This window comes from Streptomyces sp. RKAG337 (assembly GCF_023701715.1).
Taxonomy (GTDB): domain Bacteria; phylum Actinomycetota; class Actinomycetes; order Streptomycetales; family Streptomycetaceae; genus Actinacidiphila.
Genome location: NZ_JAJOZA010000001.1, coordinates 3,714,855 through 3,735,409 on the forward strand (window position 1 = coordinate 3,714,855; position 20,555 = coordinate 3,735,409).

The 20,555-nt window shown below is 69.1% G+C and carries 19 protein-coding genes; 12 read left to right on the top strand and 7 right to left on the bottom strand.

Translation table 11 applies throughout. The features are described from left to right. Positions 1-5 precede the first annotated feature (5 nt). The 3 genes from LNW73_RS16480 to LNW73_RS16490 all read right to left on the bottom strand — a co-directional run bounded on the left by LNW73_RS16480 (position 6) and on the right by LNW73_RS16490 (position 3,182). The gene (locus LNW73_RS16480) at positions 6-1,295 is read right to left on the bottom strand and encodes an MFS transporter (RefSeq protein ID WP_250990426.1); all 1,290 of its coding nucleotides are present in this window, start codon (positions 1,293-1,295) and stop codon (positions 6-8) included. Between the two features lie 136 nt (positions 1,296-1,431). Beyond that, complete coding sequence (locus LNW73_RS16485) at positions 1,432-2,511, bottom strand: inositol-3-phosphate synthase (protein ID WP_250976758.1); 1,080 nt, start codon at positions 2,509-2,511, stop codon at positions 1,432-1,434. A 20-nt stretch (positions 2,512-2,531) separates the two neighbouring features. Continuing rightward, complete coding sequence (locus LNW73_RS16490) at positions 2,532-3,182, bottom strand: PadR family transcriptional regulator (protein WP_250976757.1); 651 nt, start codon at positions 3,180-3,182, stop codon at positions 2,532-2,534. Positions 3,183-3,561: 379 nt separating this feature from the next. Between LNW73_RS16490 and LNW73_RS16495 the strand changes: the two genes are divergently transcribed. The 3 genes from LNW73_RS16495 (at position 3,562) to LNW73_RS16500 (ending at position 7,949) form a co-directional block, all read left to right on the top strand. Next, entirely contained in the window at positions 3,562-5,391 is a 1,830-nt protein-coding gene (locus LNW73_RS16495; protein WP_308407677.1) for a transglycosylase domain-containing protein, read from the top strand. After that, on the top strand, positions 5,295-6,317 hold the full coding sequence (locus LNW73_RS36380; RefSeq protein ID WP_308407792.1) for a penicillin-binding transpeptidase domain-containing protein: 1,023 nt from the start codon (positions 5,295-5,297) through the stop codon (positions 6,315-6,317). Before LNW73_RS16495 ends, LNW73_RS36380 begins: the two co-directional genes overlap by 97 nt. Positions 6,318-6,410: 93 nt before the next feature. After that, entirely contained in the window at positions 6,411-7,949 is a 1,539-nt protein-coding gene (locus LNW73_RS16500) for a glycosyltransferase family 87 protein (RefSeq protein ID WP_250990427.1), read from the top strand. A gap of 81 nt (positions 7,950-8,030) precedes the next feature. Here LNW73_RS16500 and LNW73_RS16505 read toward each other — a convergent pair whose 3' ends face one another. The 3 genes from LNW73_RS16505 to LNW73_RS16515 all read right to left on the bottom strand — a co-directional run bounded on the left by LNW73_RS16505 (position 8,031) and on the right by LNW73_RS16515 (position 10,620). Further along, entirely contained in the window at positions 8,031-9,062 is a 1,032-nt protein-coding gene (locus LNW73_RS16505) for an alanine racemase (RefSeq protein ID WP_138351155.1), read from the bottom strand. Between the two features lie 36 nt (positions 9,063-9,098). Then, the gene (locus LNW73_RS16510; RefSeq protein ID WP_250990428.1) at positions 9,099-10,220 is read right to left on the bottom strand and encodes a lipid II:glycine glycyltransferase FemX; all 1,122 of its coding nucleotides are present in this window, start codon (positions 10,218-10,220) and stop codon (positions 9,099-9,101) included. A gap of 97 nt (positions 10,221-10,317) precedes the next feature. After that, the gene (locus LNW73_RS16515; RefSeq protein WP_164298569.1) at positions 10,318-10,620 is read right to left on the bottom strand and encodes a hypothetical protein; all 303 of its coding nucleotides are present in this window, start codon (positions 10,618-10,620) and stop codon (positions 10,318-10,320) included. Between the two features lie 256 nt (positions 10,621-10,876). Between LNW73_RS16515 and rpsF the strand changes: the two genes are divergently transcribed. From rpsF to LNW73_RS16555, 8 genes are all read left to right on the top strand, one after another. Next, positions 10,877-11,167 (top strand): 30S ribosomal protein S6, encoded by a 291-nt coding sequence (rpsF, locus tag LNW73_RS16520; RefSeq protein ID WP_138351152.1) that lies wholly within the window; start codon positions 10,877-10,879, stop codon positions 11,165-11,167. A gap of 65 nt (positions 11,168-11,232) precedes the next feature. Then, on the top strand, positions 11,233-11,847 hold the full coding sequence (locus LNW73_RS16525; RefSeq protein ID WP_250976754.1) for a single-stranded DNA-binding protein: 615 nt from the start codon (positions 11,233-11,235) through the stop codon (positions 11,845-11,847). 43 nt (positions 11,848-11,890) lie between these two features. Then, positions 11,891-12,127, top strand: coding sequence for a 30S ribosomal protein S18 (rpsR, locus tag LNW73_RS16530; protein WP_031512678.1), 237 nt, complete (start codon positions 11,891-11,893; stop codon positions 12,125-12,127). Positions 12,128-12,144: 17 nt separating this feature from the next. Beyond that, entirely contained in the window at positions 12,145-12,591 is a 447-nt protein-coding gene (gene rplI, locus LNW73_RS16535; RefSeq protein WP_138351150.1) for a 50S ribosomal protein L9, read from the top strand. Between the two features lie 231 nt (positions 12,592-12,822). Further along, the gene (locus LNW73_RS16540) at positions 12,823-14,430 is read left to right on the top strand and encodes a phenylacetate--CoA ligase family protein (RefSeq protein WP_250990429.1); all 1,608 of its coding nucleotides are present in this window, start codon (positions 12,823-12,825) and stop codon (positions 14,428-14,430) included. 3 nt (positions 14,431-14,433) lie between these two features. Then, positions 14,434-14,994, top strand: a complete 561-nt coding sequence (locus LNW73_RS16545; protein WP_250990430.1) for a DUF4188 domain-containing protein — start codon at positions 14,434-14,436, stop codon at positions 14,992-14,994. Continuing rightward, positions 14,991-16,106 carry a GNAT family N-acetyltransferase gene (locus LNW73_RS16550; RefSeq protein WP_250990431.1) on the top strand — a complete coding sequence of 372 codons (1,116 nt, stop codon included), beginning with the start codon at positions 14,991-14,993 and terminating at the stop codon, positions 16,104-16,106. The genes LNW73_RS16545 and LNW73_RS16550 overlap by 4 nt, the downstream gene beginning before the upstream one ends. Further along, positions 16,103-17,188 carry a hypothetical protein gene (locus LNW73_RS16555; protein ID WP_250990432.1) on the top strand — a complete coding sequence of 362 codons (1,086 nt, stop codon included), beginning with the start codon at positions 16,103-16,105 and terminating at the stop codon, positions 17,186-17,188. The genes LNW73_RS16550 and LNW73_RS16555 overlap by 4 nt, the downstream gene beginning before the upstream one ends. On the opposite strand, the gene LNW73_RS16560 is transcribed toward LNW73_RS16555, so the two are convergent. Then, positions 17,166-18,533 carry an MATE family efflux transporter gene (locus LNW73_RS16560; protein ID WP_374118269.1) on the bottom strand — a complete coding sequence of 456 codons (1,368 nt, stop codon included), beginning with the start codon at positions 18,531-18,533 and terminating at the stop codon, positions 17,166-17,168. The two genes, LNW73_RS16555 and LNW73_RS16560, sit on opposite strands and share 23 nt — an antisense overlap. Before the next feature lie 422 nt (positions 18,534-18,955). Here LNW73_RS16560 and dnaB point away from each other — a divergent pair, with 422 nt between their 5' ends. After that, the gene (gene dnaB / locus LNW73_RS16565) at positions 18,956-20,452 is read left to right on the top strand and encodes a replicative DNA helicase (protein ID WP_187144945.1); all 1,497 of its coding nucleotides are present in this window, start codon (positions 18,956-18,958) and stop codon (positions 20,450-20,452) included. Positions 20,453-20,555: the final 103 nt, after the last annotated feature.

Genomic DNA, 20,555 nt, shown 5'->3' on the forward strand with positions numbered 1-20,555 from the left:
GAACACTACTGGAGACCCCTGACACGGAGCATCGCCAGGGCCACCACCGCGTACAGCAGGGCCAGTAGGGCGATCAGGAGCGCGGACCGGCCGTCCGGCGGAAGCATCAGGGCGGCGACCGCCGCGGCACCGACGAAGGCGACGTTGAAGGCCACGTCGTAGAGCGAGAACACCCGTCCCCGGTACGCGTCGTCGACCGAGGACTGGACGACGGTGTCGGTGGCGATCTTTGCGCCCTGGGTACAGATGCCCAGGGCGAAGGCGGCGACCAGCATGGGCGCGGGGTCGAACGGCAGGGCCAGCGGCGGGAGAAGCACGGCGGCGGATCCGGCGCAGACCGTGATCCAGCCGGCGGTGCCGAAACGGGCGGTGGCCCAGGGTGTGATGACGGCGGCGGCGAAGAAGCCCGCGCCCGAGACACCCACCGCGAGTCCGAGCAGGGCCAGACCGCCGCTGCCGTCGTCGCCCGGCCGGTCCGACGCGGTGTTCCAGGCGTAGCGGCACAGCATCAGCAGGACGACGGTGAGTGCGCCGTAGCAGAAGCGCAGGGCGGTCATGGCGGCCATGGCCCGCACCGCGGCCGGGCGGCCGCGCAGATGGCGCAGCCCCTCCGCGAGGCCGTGCACGGTACCGGTCAGCGCGGTGCCGAGGCGTGGTTGGACGAGCTCCGGGTCGGGGCCGAGGAGGTCGCGGTCCAGGACGAGGGCGGCCAGGCCCGCGCAGAGGTAGACGAACGCGGCGAGCAGCACCACGGTCGCGTCGGCTCCGGCGCCCTTGGCGAGGCCGAGGTGGACGAGGAAGGCGAGACCGCCGCCGGCCGTCGCGGCCAGCGTCCCCGCGGTCGGCGACAGCGAGTTGGCCATCACGAGCCGCTCCCGGTCCACGACGCGCGGCAGTGCCGCCGACAGCCCGGCCAGGACGAAGCGGTTGACGGCGGTGACGGACAGCGCCGACAGATAGAACAGCCAGTCCGGGACATGAGCCAGGATCAGCGCGGCCGTGCCGCAGGAGAGCACCGCGCGCAGCAGGTTGCAGTACAGCAGGACCTGGCGCCGCCGCCAGCGGTCCAGCAGCACCCCGGTGAAGGGCCCCAGCAGGGAGTACGGCAGCAGGAGCACGGCCATCGCGGAGGCGATGGCGGCGGGGGACGCCTGCTTCTCGGGCGAGAAGACGACGTACGTGGCGAGCGCGACCTGGAAGACGCCGTCGGAGAGTTGGGACAGCAGGCGCACCGCGAGCAGCCGCCGGAAGTCGCGCAGCCGCAGCAGCACGCGGAGATCGCGCACAACAGCCATGGGCACAGCCTCACATGACGCGTCAGGCCCCGGGCGCAACACCCGGGGCCTGACGGTTACGCGTCGTGCGTGATCAGCGGTTCAGTGGCGATCAGCGGGTCGGTGCCGATCGCCCGTGAGCCCGAGCCGGCTGGGCTCAGCGCTCGACCTCGCCCTTGATGAACTTCTCGACGTTGTCGCGGGCCTCGTCGTCGAAGTACTGCACCGGCGGGGACTTCATGAAGTACGAGGACGCCGAGAGGATCGGGCCACCGATGCCGCGGTCCAGGGCGATCTTCGCGGCACGCACCGCGTCGATGATGACGCCGGCCGAGTTCGGGGAGTCCCAGACCTCGAGCTTGTACTCCAGGCTCAGCGGGACGTCACCGAAGGCGCGGCCCTCGAGGCGGACGAACGCCCACTTGCGGTCGTCGAGCCACGCCACGTAGTCCGACGGGCCGATGTGCACGTTGTCGGCACCCAGGTCGCGGTCGATCTGCGAGGTGACGGCCTGCGTCTTCGAGATCTTCTTCGACTCGAGGCGGTCGCGCTCCAGCATGTTCTTGAAGTCCATGTTGCCGCCGACGTTCAGCTGCATGGTGCGCTCCAGCAGGACACCGCGGTCCTCGAAGAGCTTCGCCATCACACGGTGCGTGATCGTGGCGCCGACCTGCGACTTGATGTCGTCACCGACGATCGGCACGCCGGCCTCGGTGAACTTGTCCGCCCACTCCTTGGTGCCGGCGATGAAGACCGGGAGGGCGTTGACGAACGCGACCTTGGCGTCGATGGCGCACTGCGCGTAGAACTTCGCAGCGACCTCGGAGCCGACGGGCAGGTAGCAGACGAGAACGTCGACCTGGCGGTCCTTGAGGATCTTGACGATGTCGACCGGGGCCGCGTCCGACTCCTCGATGGTCTCGCGGTAGTACTTGCCGAGACCGTCGTGGGTGTGACCGCGCTCGACGGTGATACCGCTCTGCGGAACGTCGCAGATCTTGATCGTGTTGTTCTCGCTGGCGCCGATGGCGTCCGCGAGGTCGAGGCCGACCTTCTTCGCGTCGACATCGAAGGCGGCCACGAACTCGACGTCACGCACGTGGTAGTCACCGAACTGCACGTGCATGAGGCCAGGCACGCGGCCGTTCGGGTCGGCGTCCTTGTAGTACTCGACACCCTGCACCAGCGACGCGGCGCAGTTGCCCACGCCAACAATGGCTACGCGAACCGAACCCACGGTTGCTCCCTGTGTAATCGTCACGCGGTTCCCCGGTCTCCGGGTTGGCCGCCATGTTCTTGAGTGTTGCGGTCTTGTGTGTTGTCGTCCTGCTCGGCCGGCGGGCGCGTGGTGCGCCCGTTGCGCTCGGTCTCGATCAGCTCGTTGAGCCAGCGGACCTCGCGCTCCACCGATTCCATGCCGTGCCGTTGCAGCTCGAGCGTGTAGTCGTCGAGCCGCTCACGGGTGCGCACCAACGAGGCGCGCATCTTGTCCAGGCGTTCCTCGAGGCGGCTGCGCCGCCCCTCGAGGACGCGCATCCGGACGTCCCGTGACGTCTGGCCGAAGAAGGCGAACCGAGCCGCGAAGTGCTCGTCCTCCCATGCGTCCGGCCCTGAGTGGGCGAGGAGCTCCTCGAAGTGCTCCTTGCCCGCCGTGGTCAGCCGGTAGACGATCTTCGCCCGGCGGCCGACGAGGGGAGCGGCCAGCGGATCCACGTCCGGAACCGTCTCCTCGATCAACCAGCCCTGGGCGACCAGCGTCTTCAGGCAGGGATAAAGGCTGCCGTAGCTGAACGCGCGGAACACACCGAGCGAGGTGTTGAGCCGCTTGCGCAGCTCGTAACCGTGCATCGGGGATTCGCGCAGCAGGCCGAGGACAGCGAATTCGAGGATCCCGGAGCGCTTGCTCACTGCCCCGCCTTCCGTCCTGGCCACCGCTGAACCCGGGTCCGCCCCGGTGTGTGGTGGTGCTTGTGCCGGCCCGATGTATCGAGTCGATACATCGCGACGATAGAACGGCTTGATCTATCTGGCAAGGCGGCCCGCGGTGACCGGTGTCACATCGGGAAACCTGTGAAGCCTCAGCCGTCCGTTATGTGATGAAGGTTGGTGTCACAGGGCTTTTGAGCCTGCGTACTCTGTTCGCCATGCAGAGCACCGGGAACCCTGTGACGCGCGTGAGCGTCTTGGTCCTGGGTGCAGTGCGGCCTGACACTGCCGCACTCAGGGGGACCCACGGATATTCATTGCCGCCTTCAGGCGATCCCGCCTGTTCTAGGAGTAGCTGTTCATGAGCGATCACCGTCGCAAGCCGCCGCAGTCGCCCGGCGGCGGTCGCGCAGCCGCCCGGCGCGGAGCGCAGCAGGAACCGCCGTCGCCGACCGTCGGCCGGCGCGCCGCCAACCCGCCGTCGCAGGCACCGTCACCGGGCGGTTCCGCCGCTGACGGACCCTCTTATCCCGGCCGCGCGGCCGCGCGCCGTGCTGGGCAGGGCGGTCGCCGCCGTGCGGCGAACGCCGCCGAGGGCGCGGGTGTCGCGGAAGGCGCGGGCGGTTCCGGTGGCGGCGGGCGCCGCAGGCCCGGCGGTGGTGGCAGCGGCAGTGGCAGTGGTCCCGGTGGCCGTGGACCCGGCCGTCCCCCGAAGAAGCGCTTCATCGACTATCCGCGCTGGGGCAAGACCGGCTGGCGCCACTGGATGCCGTCCTGGAAGCAGGTCACGTCGCTGACCATCGCCTTCTTCGGCACGCTGGTCGGTATCGCGGGCATCGCGTACGCGATGGTGCAGATCCCGGACGAGAACCTCGCCGCCAAGGCGGAGAACAACGTCTACTACTGGGACGACAACACCCCGATGATCGCGACCGGCGGGGAGATCAACCGCCAGAACGTGACGATCGACCAGATCCCGCGGGCGATGCAGTACGCGGTCATCTCCGCGGAGAACAAGACCTTCGAGGGCGACAGCGGCGTCGACCCCATGGGTATCGCGCGTGCCCTGAAGAACATGGCCACCGGCGGTGAGGTGCAGGGTGGTTCGACGATCACCCAGCAGTACGTCAAGAACTCCCGGCTCGACCAGTCGCAGACCGTCACCCGCAAGTTCAAGGAATTGTTCATCTCCATAAAGGTCGGCGCCAGTGTGAAGAAGCCGGTCATCATGGCCGGCTACCTGAACACCTCGTACTACGGCCGGGGCGCCTACGGAATCCAGGCCGCGGCCCGGACGTACTACGGCGTCGACTCCAAGGATCTCAACCCGAGCCAGTGCGCTTTCCTGGCAGCGCTGCTCAAGGGCCCGACGTACTTCGACCCCGCCGGCGCGGTGGACATCGACTCGCGCGCCACTCCCGAGGCCAACAAGGCCAACTCCATGCAGCGCTGGAAGTGGATCCTTGACGAGGAGGTCAAGGACGGCCACCTGACGGCTCAGGAGCGGGCGAAGTACACGGCGTACCCGACGCCGGGACCGGTGAAGAAGAACGCGCAGATGGCCGGGCAGATCGGTTACCTGGTGAGCCTCGCCAAGTCCTACGTCATCAACAGCACCGGACTCAAGATCACGTCCGACGACCTGGCCAAGGGCGGCTACCAGATCCACACCACCTTCAACAAGCAGAAGGTGGCGGAGCTGGAGGCGTCGATCAAGGCGGTCCGCGACAAGAACCTGAAGCCGGACACCCGTAAGGACACCTCGGGGAAGAACACCACCCTGGACAAGGACGGCGGGTTCGTCGACAAGTTCGTGCAGTTCGGTGGCGCCTCGGTCAATCCCAAGGACGGCGCGATCATCGCCATCTACGGCGGCACCGACGCGACGCAGCACTTCACCAACAACGCCGACGAGACCGGCGCGCAGGTCGGATCGACCTTCAAGCCGTTCGTCCTGGCCGCCGCGATGACCCATGGCGCGCGTGACCCCAAGGGGGAGGCGGACCAGGGTGACGACCAGCGCACCAAGGTCTCGCCGAAGAGCATCTTCAGCGGTAAGAACGACCTGAAGATCAACACCTACGACGGCAAGCCCTGGCACGACAACAAGGGGAGGAGTGGACCCAGCCCAACGACGACGGCGAGTCCGAGGCGAAGGTCACGCTGCGCGAGGCCATGGAAAAGTCGATGAACTCCCCCTACGTCCAGCTCGGTATGAACGTCGGCACGGACAAGGTGCATGACGCCGCGATCGCGGCGGGTCTGCGGCCCTCCGCGTCGAACGGTCTGAACGACTACAAGAACAGCGTCACGTATTCGATCGGCACCTCGTCGCCCAGCGCGATCCGGATGGCCGGGGCCTACTCGACGTTCGCCGCGAGCGGCATGCAGAACGACCCGTACTCGGTCACCAGCGTGTCGGACAAGAGCGGGCAGATCTACAAGCACGAGAAGAAGGCGAAGGTGGCCTTCGAGGCGAACGTGGCCGACACCGTCACCAACGTGCTGCAGGGCGTGGTCGAGAAGGGCACCGGTGAGCCGGCGAAGCTCGACGACGGCCGGGAGGCCGCGGGCAAGACCGGTACCACCGACGACAACAAGTCGGCCTGGTTCATCGGCTACACACCGTCGCTGTCGACCTCGATCGGTATGTGGCGCCTGGACGACAAGGCCGAGGCCAGCAAGAAGACCTTCCTGTCGATGTACGGCACCGCAGGCAAGGCGAAGATGCACGGTAATTCGTTCCCGGCGCAGATCTGGCACGACTACATGAGCCAGGCCCTCAAGGGCACCGCGAAGCAGACCTTCAACGAGCCGTCGAGCGATCCCGGCGAGATGGTCTACGCCCCCGGCACCAGCCCGACACCCACGCCGTCGCAGACGACGCCCAGCCAGACTCCGTCGACGACCAAGGCTCCGACGACACCCACGACGACGCCGCCCACGACGCCGCCGACCTCGCCGACCGATACGCCGACGACGCCCTGCTCGCCGCTCGACTGGAACTGCCACCACACGCCCGGCGGCGGCAGTACCTCGCCGACACCCTCGACCACCACGACCCGGCCCGGCAACGGCGGTGGTGGAGGGAACAACGGCAACGACTTCTCCGACTGACGGATGAGCCGTTAGCAGTGCGGCCGGGGCCGCGGAGGGCCAATGCCCTCCGCGGCCTCCTGCCTTCCCGGGCCATGCGGCAGGATGTCCGCCATGACGAGCGTGCGCGAAGACGACCAGCTGGAGGCCCTCGTGCCGCCGACCGACGAGGATCCGGTGGCCGCATCCGCCAGCGAGGTCATCGGCGGGCCGCTGGGACGCCGGGCGGAGACCGGAGTGCACCGCTGGTGGAACCCGCTGCGGGTCCTGGTGATCCTGGTCATCGGCATGTTCGCGCTCGGAATGGTGCAGAAGCTGCCCTGCTACAACAGCGGCTGGTTCCAGCCGGGTGACGCGCAGTACATCCACGCCTGCTACTCCGACATCCCGCACCTGTTCGGCGGGCGCGGCTTCTCGACGGGGATCGTGCCGTACTTCGACCGGATCCCGGACGAGGTCTCCACCGACTTCCACTATCTGGAGTACCCGGTCCTGACCGGCCTCTTCATGGAGGTCGCGTCCTGGTTCACCCCGGACGGCGGCTCGGAGCAGCACCGCGAGCAGATCTACTGGCTGGTCAACGCGGGCATGCTGATGGTCTGCGCGGTGGCCCTCGTGGTGTGCGTCGCGCGCACCCACCGGCGCCGCCCCTGGGACGCCCTGCTCGTGGCGCTCTCCCCCGCGCTGGCGCTGAGCGCCACCATCAACTGGGACCTGTTCGCGGTGGCGCTCACCGCGGGCGCCATGCTGATGTGGGCCCGCAGCCGCCCGCTGGCGGCCGGCGTCCTGCTCGGCCTGACCACTGCCGCCAAGCTCTACCCGCTACTGCTACTGGGGGCGCTGTTCGTGCTCTGCCTGCGGGCGGGCCGGCTGAGGGCCTTCTGGACGGCCGTGGCGGGGGCGGTGGGGGCGTGGCTGGTGGTCAACCTGCCGGTGATCCTGCTCGCGCGCGACGGCTGGGCGAAGTTCTACTCGTTCAGCCAGGACCGCCGGATCGACTACGGCTCCATCTGGCTGGTCATCAGCCAGCAGACCGGCAAGCCGCTCGACGGCGTCAACTCCTACGCCGTCGCCCTGATGCTGCTGCTCTGCGCGGCCATCGCGGGGCTCGCGCTCTACGCGCCCCGGCGTCCGCGCTTCGCGCAGCTCGCCTTCCTCGTGGTGGCCGCCATAGTGGTGGCCAACAAGGTCTACTCGCCTCAGTACGTGCTGTGGCTGCTGCCACTGGCCGTGCTCGCCAGACCGCGGTGGCGGGACTTCCTGGTGTGGCAGGGCTCCCAGGTCCTGTACTTCCTGGGCATCTGGATGCAGCTCGCCTATGTGACGGGCGGCAACAAGCACCACGGGCTGCCCCAGGACGGCTACCACCTGGCGATCGTCATCCACCTCCTCGGCACGCTGTACCTGTGCGGCGTGGTGGTGCGGGACATCCTGCTGCCGGAACGCGATGTGGTGCGCTGGGACGGCGAGGACGACCCGTCCGGCGGTGTGCTGGACGGCGCGCCGGACGTGTTCGTACTCGGCCGGGCCCATGAACCGCGGCACGCGGCCCCCTTCACGGGGACGCCGGTGGAGTGGGGCGTGGAACGGCGTGAGACGGCGGGACAGCGGCCGGTGGAGGGCGGGGGCGCGACAGCGGCCGAGACCGGCTGAGAGGCGCTCAGAGCCGCTGAGGAGGCGCTGAGCGGCGTCCCGGCGGCCTGGGGTGGCTGGTGGGGTGGCGTCCCGCGGCCGTCAGCGGTCCAGGACGCGGTCGAACTGGGTGGTGGTGTGCCGCAGGTGCGCCACCAGCTCGTCACCGACCGCCGGCGGGGCCACGTCGTTGGGCAGGAACAGGATGGAGACCTGCATGTGCGGGGGCTCCGCGAACCACCGCTGCTTGCCGGCCCACACGAACGGCGAAAGGTTGCGGTTGACGGTGGCCAGGCCGGCCCGCGCGACACCCTTGGCGCGCGGCATCAGGCCGTGCAGGGCCTTGGGCGCTTCGAGCCCCACACCGTGGGACGTCCCGCCCGCGACCACGATCAGGTGGCCGTCGTCGGAGGCCTTCTGCTGGCGGTACCCGTAGCGCTCGCCCTTGGCGATGCGCGTGACGTCCAGGACGGCGCCGCGGTACTCGGTGGCCTCGTGGTCGCCGAGCCACATCCGGGTGCCGATCCGGGCACGGAACTTGGTCTGCGGGAACTGCTGCTGCAGCTGGCCGAGCTCATGCGCCTTGAGGTGGCTGACGAACATCGTGTGCAGCGGCAGCCGGGCGGCGCGCAGCCGCTCCATCCAGCCGAAGACCTCCTCCACCGCGTCGGAACCGTCGGTGCGGTCCAGCGGCAGATGGATGGCGAAGCCCTCCAGCCGTACGTCGTCGATGGCGGCGTGCAGCTTGACCAGGTCGTCCTCGGCGACGCCGTGGCGCTTCATGCTGCTCATGACCTCGATGACGACCCGCGCGCCCACCAGCCCGCGCACGCCCTCGACGGAGGACACCGACCGGATCGCGCGGTCCGGCAGCGGTACCGGCTCCTCGCCGAGCCGGTACGGGGTGAGGACCAGGAGGTCCCCACCGAACCAGTCCTTGATCCTGGCGGCCTCGTAGGTCGTACCGACCGCGAGCATGTCGCTGCCGAGCCGGGTCGCCTCGTCGGCGAGCCGCTCGTGTCCGAAGCCGTAGCCGTTGCCCTTGCAGACCGGGACGATGCCGGGGAACTGCTCGGCCACGGACTGCTGGTGCGCACGCCAGCGTGCGGTGTCGACATACAGGGTGAGCGCCATGGCCTGGTCAGGACCTTTCCTTCGTCTGCTCGCCGGTCAGCGGCGGGACATGTAGATGTCGAGTGCCTTGTGGAGCAGTTTGTTGAGGGGGAAATCCCACTCGCCCAAGTATTCGGCGGCCTGGCCGCCCGTGCCCACCTTGAACTGGATCAGGCCGAACAGGTGGTCCGTCTCGTCGAGGGAGTCGCTGATGCCGCGCAGGTCGTACACGCTCGCCCCGAGGGCGTACGCGTCCCTGAGCATCCGCCACTGCATCGCGTTGGACGGCCGGACCTCCCGCTTGTGGTTCGCGGAGGCGCCGTAGGAGTACCAGACGTGCCCGCCGACGATCAGCATGGTGGCCGCGGCCACCGCCTCGCCCTCGTGCACGGCCAGGTACAGCCGCATCCGGTTGGGGTCCTCGTTGTTGAGCGAGGTCCACATCCGCTGGAAGTACGACAGCGGGCGGGGCCGGAAGTGGTCGCGCTCGGCCGTCACCTCGTAGAGCTTCTGCCAGACCGGGAGGTCGTCGTAGCCGCCCTGCACGACCTCGACACCGGCCTTCTCGGCCTTCTTGATGTTGCGGCGCCACAGCTGGTTGAAGCCCTTGAGGATGTCGTCCAGCGAACGGTTCTCCAGCGGCACCTGGTAGACGTAGCGCGGCTGCACATCACCGAAGCCGGCGCCGCCGTCCTCGTTCTGCTGCCAGCCCATCCGGCGCAGCCGGTCGGCCACCTCGAAGGCGCGGGGCTCGATGAACGTCGCCTCGACGTCCCGCAGCCGCTTGACGTCCGGGTCCGAGATGCCGGCCTTGATGGCGGGCGCGTCCCAGCGGCGGATGACGACGGGCGGGCCCATCTTCACCGTGAAGGCGCCCTGCTGCTTGAGGTGCGCCAGCATCGGCTGCAGCCACTCGTCCAGGTTCGGGGCGTACCAGTTGATGACCGGGCCCTCGGGCAGGTACGCGAGGTACCGCTTGAGCTTGGGGATCTGCCGGTACAGCACCAGGCCGGCGCCGACGATCTGGCCGGTCCTGTCGTCGAACCAGCCGAGGTTCTCGGAGCGCCATTCGTTCTTGACATCCGCCCATGCCGGAACCTGGCAGTGACTGGCCGAGGGCAGGCTCTGGATGAATGCCAGATGCTGCTCACGGCTGATGGTCCTCAGGGTCAAGCTCATGCGGGGCGCTCCCCATCGCTACGACTGCGGTCTTATCTGCGCCGAAGCCTACTGCGATCGGGGAACCGCCCCGCCAGCCCTGTGGACAACTCTCCGGTCAGCCTCCGAAGAACCCGCCGTGTGCCATACCCAGGTAGAAGCCGACCGCGGCCGCGCCGAGCCCGATGATCAGCGCGAAGCGTTCGGCGGTGGTGACGGAGATGAATTGCCCGTATCCCCCGGTGATGATCCCGGCCAGGCCGGTCAGGGAACTGAGCAGATGCAGGCTGTCGAAGATCGACGTGACGATGGCGATGCCACCGAGGACCAGGGTGACCGCGACCAGCGTGTTCTCCAGGGGATGGGCCTGGCCGTCGGTGTTGAACGTGAGGCGATGGGTCCGTGCCGCTTGCTGTGCCATGGGAGACCTCCGTAACGGAGCCGTAGCGCATCGTAGCGCCGTTCCTACCCGATGTGTACAGATTGAGGGCATTAGCGGCCGGATTTCAACCGGAGGCGGTTGTCCGGGTAGTCTGTACGGTCTGCACCGGTGTCTGCGCTGGTCCACAACGATCCACCGTGATTGTCAGTGGTCGGCGCTACCGTTGCGACGCAATGCAAACCCTCCTGCCACGGAAATGCCGTGGCCGCTGAGTCCAAAGGAGGTGGGTTCCACAATGCGTCACTACGAGCTCATGCTTATTCTCGACCCCGATCTCGAGGAGCGCGCTGTCTCCCCGCTGATCGAGAACTTCCTCACTGTCGTCCGCAACGGCGGCGGCAGCGTGGAGAAGGTCGACACCTGGGGCCGTCGTCGCCTCTCGTACGAGATCAAGAAGAAGGCCGAGGGTATCTACTCGGTCGTCGACCTCAAGGCTTCGCCCGAGGTCGTCAAGGAGCTCGACCGTCAGCTCAACCTGAACGAGTCGGTTCTCCGGACCAAGGTCCTCCGCCCGGAACTGCACTGAGCCTGCGGGCTTAGAGCAGTACCGGTTCCGAGAAGCAGCCAGCACACCGCCGAGAGGTCACCACCATGGCAGGCGAGACCGTCATCACGGTCGTCGGCAATCTCGTCGACGACCCCGAGCTGCGCTTCACCCCGTCCGGTGCGGCGGTCGCGAAGTTCCGTGTCGCGTCCACACCCCGCATCTTCGACAAGCAGACCAACGAGTGGAAAGACGGCGACGGCCTCTTCCTCACGTGCTCGGTCTGGCGTCAGGCGGCGGAGAACGTAGCGGAGTCGCTGCAGCGAGGCATGCGCGTCATCGTGCAGGGCCGGCTGAAGCAGCGGTCCTACGAGGACCGCGAGGGCGTCAAGCGGACGGTCTACGAGCTGGACGTCGAGGAAGTCGGCGCCAGCCTGAAGACCGCGACCGCCAAGGTCACCAAGACGACCGGCGGCGGCCGTAGCGGCCAGCAGGGCGGTTACAGCGGTGGCGGCGGCGGTGGCGCACAGGGCGGCCAGGGTGGCGGCAACTGGGGCGGAAGCTCCGGCGGCGGCCAGCAGGGCGGCGGCGGTGCTGCTACCGACGACCCCTGGGCGACCAGTGCTCCGGCCGGCGGTGCCCAGCAGGGCGGCGGCGGAAGCTGGGGCGGGAACTCCGGTTCCTCCTCCGGCGGCGGCTTCTCGGACGAGCCGCCCTTCTAAGGGCGTCACGACACCAACTTCTTGATCAAACAGGAGAGACACCATGGCGAAGCCGCCTCCGCGCAAGCCTAAGAAGAAGGTCTGCGCGTTCTGCAAGGACAAGACCGTCTACGTGGACTACAAGGACACGAACATGCTGCGGAAGTTCATTTCCGACCGCGGCAAGATCCGTGCCCGCCGCGTGACCGGCAACTGCACGCAGCACCAGCGTGACGTCGCCACGGCCGTGAAGAACAGCCGTGAGATGGCACTGCTGCCCTACACGTCGACCGCTCGCTAAGGAAGGGTGACCGAAACATGAAGATCATCCTCACCAACGAGGTCTCCGGCCTCGGCGCCGCAGGCGATGTCGTAGAGGTCAAGTCCGGCTACGCCCGCAACTACCTGGTCCCGCGCGGTTTCGCGATCGCCTGGACCAAGGGTGGCGAGAAGGACGTAGAGCAGATCCGTCGTGCGCGTCGGATCCGCGAGATTCACACCCTTGAGGACGCGAACGCCGTCAAGGCGAAGCTGCAGTCCGTCAAGGTGCAGCTGACCACCCGCGCGGGTGACAGCGGCCGACTGTTCGGTTCCATCACGCCGGCCGACATCGCTGCGGCGATCAAGGCCGCCGGTGGCCCGGACGTGGACAAGCGTCGTGTCGAGGTCGGTACGCCGATCAAGACCCTCGGTGCCCACAAGATCTCGGTGCGTCTGCACCCCGAGGTCGAGGTCAAGCTCGACCTTGAGGTCGTTGCTGCCTGATCTGCCGCGCTTCGGCGCAGCGCGAAGGACCGGTACCCCGCAGGGGGTGCCGGTCCTTCGTTCGTTCCGGGATGTTTCACGTGGAACATCCCATCGGCAGCCGGATGTTCCACGTGAAACATCGCACCCGGGTGCCCACTTGGCCGCCGCGCGTACTCAGGTAGGTACCGGGCCCGGAGTGAGTAGCGCAGCCCATGCCGGGGACGGGGCCGCGCGGCCACCATGTGGGGCATGGCAATGGGAAGCTTCGCGCGGCAGTGGCTGCTGAGAATCATCAGCTTCGGGCTCACCGCTCTGTACCGGCTCTACCGGGTGCACCCCTTCGTATGGCGGGTGATGGCCCGCAACTACCGCCCGTGGATGAGCGGTTTCGCACGCCTCCACGCATGGATGACCTGCCAGTTCGCGGCGCTGGACGTACCGGCGTACGCCGCGCACCTGGAGAACGGCGGCTGGCGGTTCCGCTGGTTCCGGCTCGACTCCTACCTGGCCACCGACAAGGAGTCGTACGTCAAGGCGTACCCGGAGGAGATGCGCTGTTGGAAGGGGCGGGTGGAGATCGCCGGCAGCGTGGTCGACGAGTCCTCCGGCTCGTCCGGCACTCCGTACAACTGGGTGCGCAGCCGCCGCGAGTTGAACACCGTGCACCGCAATGTGGCCGGCTACACCAGCCTGGTCTTCCCCTCGAAGCGGCTCTTCGTGATCAACGCCTACTCGATGGGCGCCTGGGCCACCGGCACCAACACCGGAATCGCCATGGCCCGGATCGCCACCGTGAAGAACACCGGGCCCGATCTGGAGAAGATCGTCGACACGCTGCGGCACTTCGGGCCGCGCTACGACTACCTGGTCACCGCCTACCCGCCGTTCCTCAAGCATCTGCGGGACCGGCTGGCCGGTGAGCCCTGGTTCGAGGAGAAGAGCTACCGGCTCGCGGCGATGGTCGGCGGCGAAGGCATGACCGAGGCGCTGCGCGACTACGTCGGCGATGTGTTCGGCAAGGTCCGCTCCGGCTACGGTGCATCCGACCTCACGATCGGGATGGGCGGCGAGACCACCTTCAGCGTCTGGCTGCGCCGGATGATGCGCGAGGACGCCACCGTCAGGGCCGCCTTCCTGGGCCCGGACGAGCAGCGGCTGCCGATGGTCTTCCAGTACAACCCCCTGGAGACCTATCTGGAGACCGCCGGCGACGACCGGACCGGCGAAGTGCTCTGCACCATCAACTCCACCGCCGTCATGGCTCCCAAGCTCCGCTACAACATCGGCGACGAGGGCACGTTGATGTCCTTCCCCCAGGTCTGGGAGATCCTGCGGGAGCTGTTCGCGGACCGACCGGTCCTGCTGCAGCGCGCGGAGGCCGCCGCCCTGCGCGAGAAGATGCGGCTGCCGCTGCTGTTCCTGTACGGGCGGGCCGACTCGACCGTCTCTTACATGGGGGCCAACATCTACCCGCAGGACGTCGAGTACGGCCTGTACGAGGGCAATCCGATGGCGGACCGGATCGAGAGCTTCTGTCTGGCGCTGGAGGAGGGCGACGACCTGGAGGCGCGGCCCGTCGTCCATGTGCAGCTGCGGGAGGGGACGGTGCTGGACGCCGACGGGACCGCGAAGCTCGCGGAGGTGTGCCGGGCCGGCGTGCTGCGGCATCTCGCCGCCTGCAGCCGGGACTTCGCCCAGTCGCTGACGGAGGACTCCTCGGCCGGCGAGGTGGCGGCACGGGTGCACCCGTACGGCTCGGGGCCGTTCGCGGGTGGAACGGGGACCGCGGCCGGTGGCAGCAGCCACGGCATCAAGAACAAGTACCTGCTCGGTGCGACCGCGAAGGGCGGTGCCTGAACCATGCGCAGTACCGACTTCTCGCTCACCCCGGCGCCCGGACAGGCCGGTGCCATGTTCGTCGGCGCCACCCGCTACTCGGGGCTGCGCGCGATCATCACGCTGGGCCCCGGCTATGTGCGGATGGTCCGCGAGATGAGGCGGATGAAGGGCTATGTCTGGCACAAGGTGTACTGGCGCTTCCCCTTCACTCTCGGCACGATCGCGTTCTTCGTCGACCGCGACGAACTGCTGAAGTTCGCCCGGGGTAAGGCCCATCACGAGCTCATGTGCTGGCTGACGGACGAAGGCAAGGGCCGCGCGACCGGCGGCTGGATCCGCATCTACACGGCGGACGCGGCCGGGTACACCAACGGTGTCTGGCGGGCCGAGGACGGTGCGCTGTCCCACGTCGAGACCTTCGAGCCGCTGAGCACGGAGCTCTCCGCAGGGCGCGCACCGCGGCCCGTCAAGCATGTGCGGCACGTGAGACGGCGTGCGCAGCGCACTGCGGAGCCGCGTGGGGCGCAGAGCGGCACAGCGCCGGCGGCGCGGTGCCCGGAGCAGCTGGACGGCAGGCCGTGACCATCACCGTCACCAAGGTCGGCGGACGGAACGAGCTGCGGGAGTTCTGCGAACTGCCGCTGCGGCTCCACCCGCGTGACCGCTACGTGCCGACCCTGGAGCCCCAGATCCGCACCTGGTACCGGGAGCGGACCGTCGAGCTCCATGTCGCGCGCGATGCGGCAGGCACGCCCGTGGGCCGGATCTGCCTGCACCGCTACCCCGCGTTCGACAACAGGATCGGCCGGCGCGCCCAGCTCTTCGGGCTCACCGAGTTCGCCGATCCGCAGGACGTCGGGGAGGACGTGGCCAAGGAGCTCTTCGAGCTGACCGAGCGGGCCGGTACGGGAACGGATGTGGCGTTCGGGCCGGTCAGTCTGCTGCCCAACCAGTCGGGCGGCGTCATCACGTCGGGGTTCGGCGACCGCGGGTTCATCGACTCCGCCTGGAACCCGGCGTACTACCCGGCCGCCTATGAACAGCACGGCTTCACCCGGCGGTTCGGCGCCGACACCTGGGTCTGCGAGAACCTCGACGGTCCCGCCGCCGTCGACCCCGGCCAGGCGTTCCTCTTCGACGACAGCCGCATCGCCGGCGAGGGCCTGCGCATCCACCACGGCTCGCGGCGGAAGTTGGCGGAGCAACTGCCGCTGCTGCGCGCCATGCTCAACGCCTCCTTCGCCCAACTCGGCTACTACACCGAGATCTCCGCCGCCGAGCTGGCGGCCCAGACGGACGGGCTGGCCCATCTCCTCGACGAGCGACTGCTGCTCTATCTGACGGCGGAGGGCGAACCGGTCGCGTTCGTGCTCGCCGTCCCCGACATCTCGGAGTTCGTCATGGCGGCCCGTGGCCGGATGGGGCTCCCGCAGCAACTGCGGCTGCTGGCCACCCGCGGCCGGTACCGCAGCGAAGCGGTACTGATCATCAAGGGGACGGTGCCGGGCCACCAGGGGAAGGGCTATCTGACGCTCCTCGCCCGCGAACTCCACCGCAATCTGCGCAGCGGCGGCTACCGGACGTTGCGCAGCACCTTCGTCGAGCACGGGAACGCCGCGTCGGCCGCGCAGTACCGGCGCGTCGGCGGCCGCCCGCTGCACGGCTACACCTTCTACGAGAGGGCAATGCGGTGAGCAACCGGGACTCGGTCCACTGGACGGCGCTCCTGCGGGAGCGCGAGGAGCTGTGCCGCCGCGCGCCGAGCGCGCACAACACGCAGCCCTGGGTGCTGCGCTACGACAACGACGCCGTCGAGGTGGGCTGGGACCCGGCCCGGGAGCTGCCTGACGGCGACCCCGGCCGCCGCGATCTGTTCCTGTCCCTGGGCGCTTTCGTGGAGACCTGTCTGATCGTCGCGGCGGACGCCGGGCTCGCGATACGCGCCGAGATCACCGTCGACGAGGAACGGCGAACGGCGGCCCGGCTGGTGCCGGCGCCCGATCTGTACGCGACGCCCTTCAGCGCGCGGACCGTCGGGCTGCGCGGCTGTGCGCGGGGCTCCCACACCGGGGGACGGCTCACCGCGGCGGACCTCGGCGCCGCCAGGGCCGGACTGGAACGGACGAGCCTGGTGGAAGTGCCCGCGCGCGAACTCGCGGGCCTCGCGGTACGCGCCGACCGGTGGCTCTTCGGCAGCGCACCGGTGGTGCGGGAACTGCGCACCTGGCTGCGGCTGAACCGGAGTCATCCGCGGTACGCGGCCGACGGTCTGACGTACGAGGCGCTGGCCATGTCGCGCGCCGAGGCTGCGGGGCTGCGGGCGGTGCTCGTACCGGGCGTCTACGGGGTGCTGCGGCGCCTCGGGCTGGCCCGGCTGCTGGCCGCTTCGCAGAGCGGGCTGCTGCGCTACGAGGGCAGCGTCCTGGTCCTCACCGGGCCGGCCGGGGCCACCGCCTCAGACGCCGGTGCACCGGCCGGGTCCCCGGCGGCCCTGGTCCGGGCCGGGCAGGAGCTCGTACGGGTCTGGTACGGGCTCGTGGAGCGGGGCATCGCCGTGCATCCGCTGAGCCAGATCCTCGACTGCCCGCGGACGGAGCGGGAGCTGGCGCGGCGCCTGGGAGGCCGGGAACGGCCGCTCGCCGTCTTCCGGGCGGGCCGGGCGGCCGGACCGCCGGTAAGGTCGGCACGGATCGGTGTGACGGGAAACTGGTCCAGCACCACCGCCGCGTCCCCCGCAGCGGGCGAGAAGGCGGCTACGCCCGCACCGCACCGGTGACGATCCAGCGGCCGGAACGCGCCCGCAGCTGGAGCGCGACGAGCCGGGTCAGCATCATCAGCGTCATGGCCCACCACAGGGCGGTGAGGCCGCCCCCGAGGACCGGGACGGCGAGCGCGACGGGGGCGAAGACGGCCAGCGTGCCGAGCATGGACCAGGCGAGGTAGCGCCCGTCGCCCGCGCCCATCAGGACGCCGTCGAGGATGAAGACGATGCCGGAGACCGGCTGGCTGACGGCGACCACCAGCAGGACCGGCATGAGGGCGCTGCGCACGGACGGGTCGGAGGTGAAGAGCGTCGCGATCAGCGGGCGGCTCGCGACCACCAGCAGCCCCAGCAGCACGCCGGAGGCGATGCCCCACTGCACCATCCGGCGGCAGGCCGCCCGGGCGCCCGCGGGGTCGTCCGCGCCCAGATAGCGGCCGATGATGGCCTGCCCCGCGATGGCGATGGCATCGAGGGCGAAGGCCAGCAGCGACCAGAGGGTGAGCGTGATCTGGTGGGCGGCGATCTCGGTGTCGCCCAGCCCGGCGGCGACCGCGGTGGCGATCAGCAGGACCGCCCGCAGGCTCAGCGTGCGGATCAGCAGCGGAACGCCCGCCTGGGCGCAGGCCCGGATGCCCGCGGCGTCCGGGCGCAGCGACGCGCCGTGCCGGCGCGCTCCGCGGACGACGACGTACAGGTACACCGCGGCCATGCCGTTCTGGGCGATGACCGTTCCCCAGGCCGAGCCGGCGATGCCCAGCCCCGCGCCGTAGACCAGGGCCACGTTGAGCCCCGCGTTGGCCGTGAAGCCGCCGAGCGCCACGTAGAGCGGCGTCCTGGTGTCCTGGAGGCCGCGCAGCACGCCGGTGGCGGCGAGGACGGCGAGCATGGCGGGGATGCCGAACGCGCTGATCCGCAGGTAGGTGACGGCGAACGGTGCGGCGGTGTCGGACGCTCCGAAGAGACCGACGAGTGCCGGAGCAGTGGGGACGACGAGCGCGATGACGGCGACGCCGAGCAGCAGGGCGAGCCAGATGCCGTCCATGCCCTGGCGGATCGCGCCCGGCAGGTCGCCCGCGCCGACCCGGCGGGCCACGGCGGCGGTGGTGGCGTAGGCGAGGAAGACGAAGACGTTGACGGCGGTGGTCAGCAGGGCGGCCGCGACGCCGAGTCCGGCGAGCTGCGGGGTGCCGAGGTGGCCGACGACGGCGCTGTCCACCATGACGAAGAGCGGCTCGGCGACGAGTGCGCCGAAGGCGGGCACCGCGAGTGCGATGATCTCCCGGTCGTGCCGCCGCCGGGTCTCCTTGGAGAGGTGGCGGGGGCGGCTCTTCTGGGGAGGCTCGGCGACCGGGTTCACCACCTCAGGATAATCATCCACAAGTAATACCTGCAAGGCCTGATCAACTATTACGGGCAACTGCGTAGAGTGATCTCCTCCGCGTGGTTTGTCGCGATCTTGGCCCAGTGGCGAAACTTTTTCTTCTGCACAGCCCGCCGATGCTGAAAGACCAGGTCAGGGCGGTTCAGGTCGGCTGATTGTGTGTTTGTCCACAGCGGTTTCCCAAGGCCTGTACACAGGTTGAGGCGGCTTCTCCACAGGTTGGATGCCTCCGTCCACAGGGCCTGTGGATAACCGTCTTGGCCAACGGTCTTCTGGGCCCTACCGTGAGCCCCCTGCCCGACGCGCCGTACGAGGAGCCGGGTGTCTCAATTGTCAGAGCCGTGGCGTAAGAAAGAGACGCACGGTATGGCGCCAGGTCGGACGGAGGAGGTGGCGGGGTGACCCAACCCGAACCCGCGGACGACCACTGGGGTGACGAACCGCCGTTCCCCCCCGACAGCGGTCCTGGTGACCGGCTGCCGGTCACCCACTTCCGTTCGGGACAGGGCGGCAAGCGCAACAAGAAGGACGACGGCGAGGACCGCAGCAACTGGTCCGAGGGCGGCGGCGGTTTCGAGCGCGTACCGCCGCAGGACCTCGACGCCGAGCAGTCCGTCCTCGGCGGCATGCTGCTGTCCAAGGACGCCATCGCCGATGTCGTCGAGGTGCTCAAGGGCCAGGACTTCTACCGTCCGGCCCACGAGACCATCTACACCGCGATCCTCGACCTGTACGCCCGGGGCGAACCGGCCGACCCCATCACCACCGCCGCCGAACTGGTCAAGCGCGGTGAGATCACCCGCGTCGGCGGCGCCCCGTACCTCCACACCCTGGTCAACGCGGTCCCCACGGCGGCCAACGCCGAGTACTACGCCGAGATCGTGCACGAGCGCGCCGTCCTGCGCCGCCTCGTCGAAGCGGGCACCCGCATCACCCAGATGGGATACGCGGCCGACGGCGACGTGGACGAGATCGTCAACTCCGCCCAGGCGGAGATCTACGCGGTCACCGAGCAGCGCACATCCGAGGACTACCTCCCGCTCTCCGAGATCATGGAGGGCGCCCTCGACGAGATCGAGGCGATCGGGTCCCGCAGCGGCGGGATGTCCGGCGTCCCCACCGGGTTCACGGACCTCGACTCGCTGACGAACGGCCTCCACCCGGGCCAGATGATCGTCATCGCGGCCCGCCCCGCCATGGGTAAGTCGACCCTGGCGCTGGACTTCGCCCGCGCCTGCTCGATCGGCAGCGGCATGCCCAGCGTCGTGTTCTCCCTCGAAATGGGCCGCAACGAGATCGCGATGCGCCTGCTGTCGGCGGAGGCACGGGTCGCACTGCACCACATGCGGTCCGGCAGCATGACGGACGAGGACTGGACGCGGCTCGCCCGGCGGATGCCGGACGTGTCGGCGGCGCCCCTCTTCATCGACGACTCGCCGAACCTGTCGATGATGGAGATCCGCGCCAAGTGCCGCCGCCTCAAGCAGCGCAACGATCTGCGGCTGGTCGTCATCGACTATCTGCAGCTGATGCAGTCCGGCGGATCCCGGCGCCCCGAGAGCCGTCAGCAGGAGGTCTCGGACATGTCCCGAAACCTCAAGCTGCTGGCCAAGGAGCTCGAGGTCCCCGTCATCGCGCTCTCCCAGCTGAACCGTGGCCCCGAACAGCGCACGGACAAGAAGCCGATGGTCTCCGACCTCCGTGAGTCCGGCTCCATCGAGCAGGACGCCGACATGGTCATCCTGCTGCACCGCGAGGACGCCTACGAGAAGGAGTCCCCGCGCGCGGGCGAGGCCGACCTCATCGTCGCCAAGCACCGTAACGGCCCCACCGCGACGATCACCGTGGCCTTCCAGGGCCACTACTCACGCTTCGTGGACATGGCGCAGACCTGAGGGCCCGGGCGGTAGGGTCTCGCGGCTGATGCCGTCATCGCACGGCCGTGCCGTACCGATGTCGTCCACGACATCACCGGGAGACCAGCGGGTGGGTGCTGCT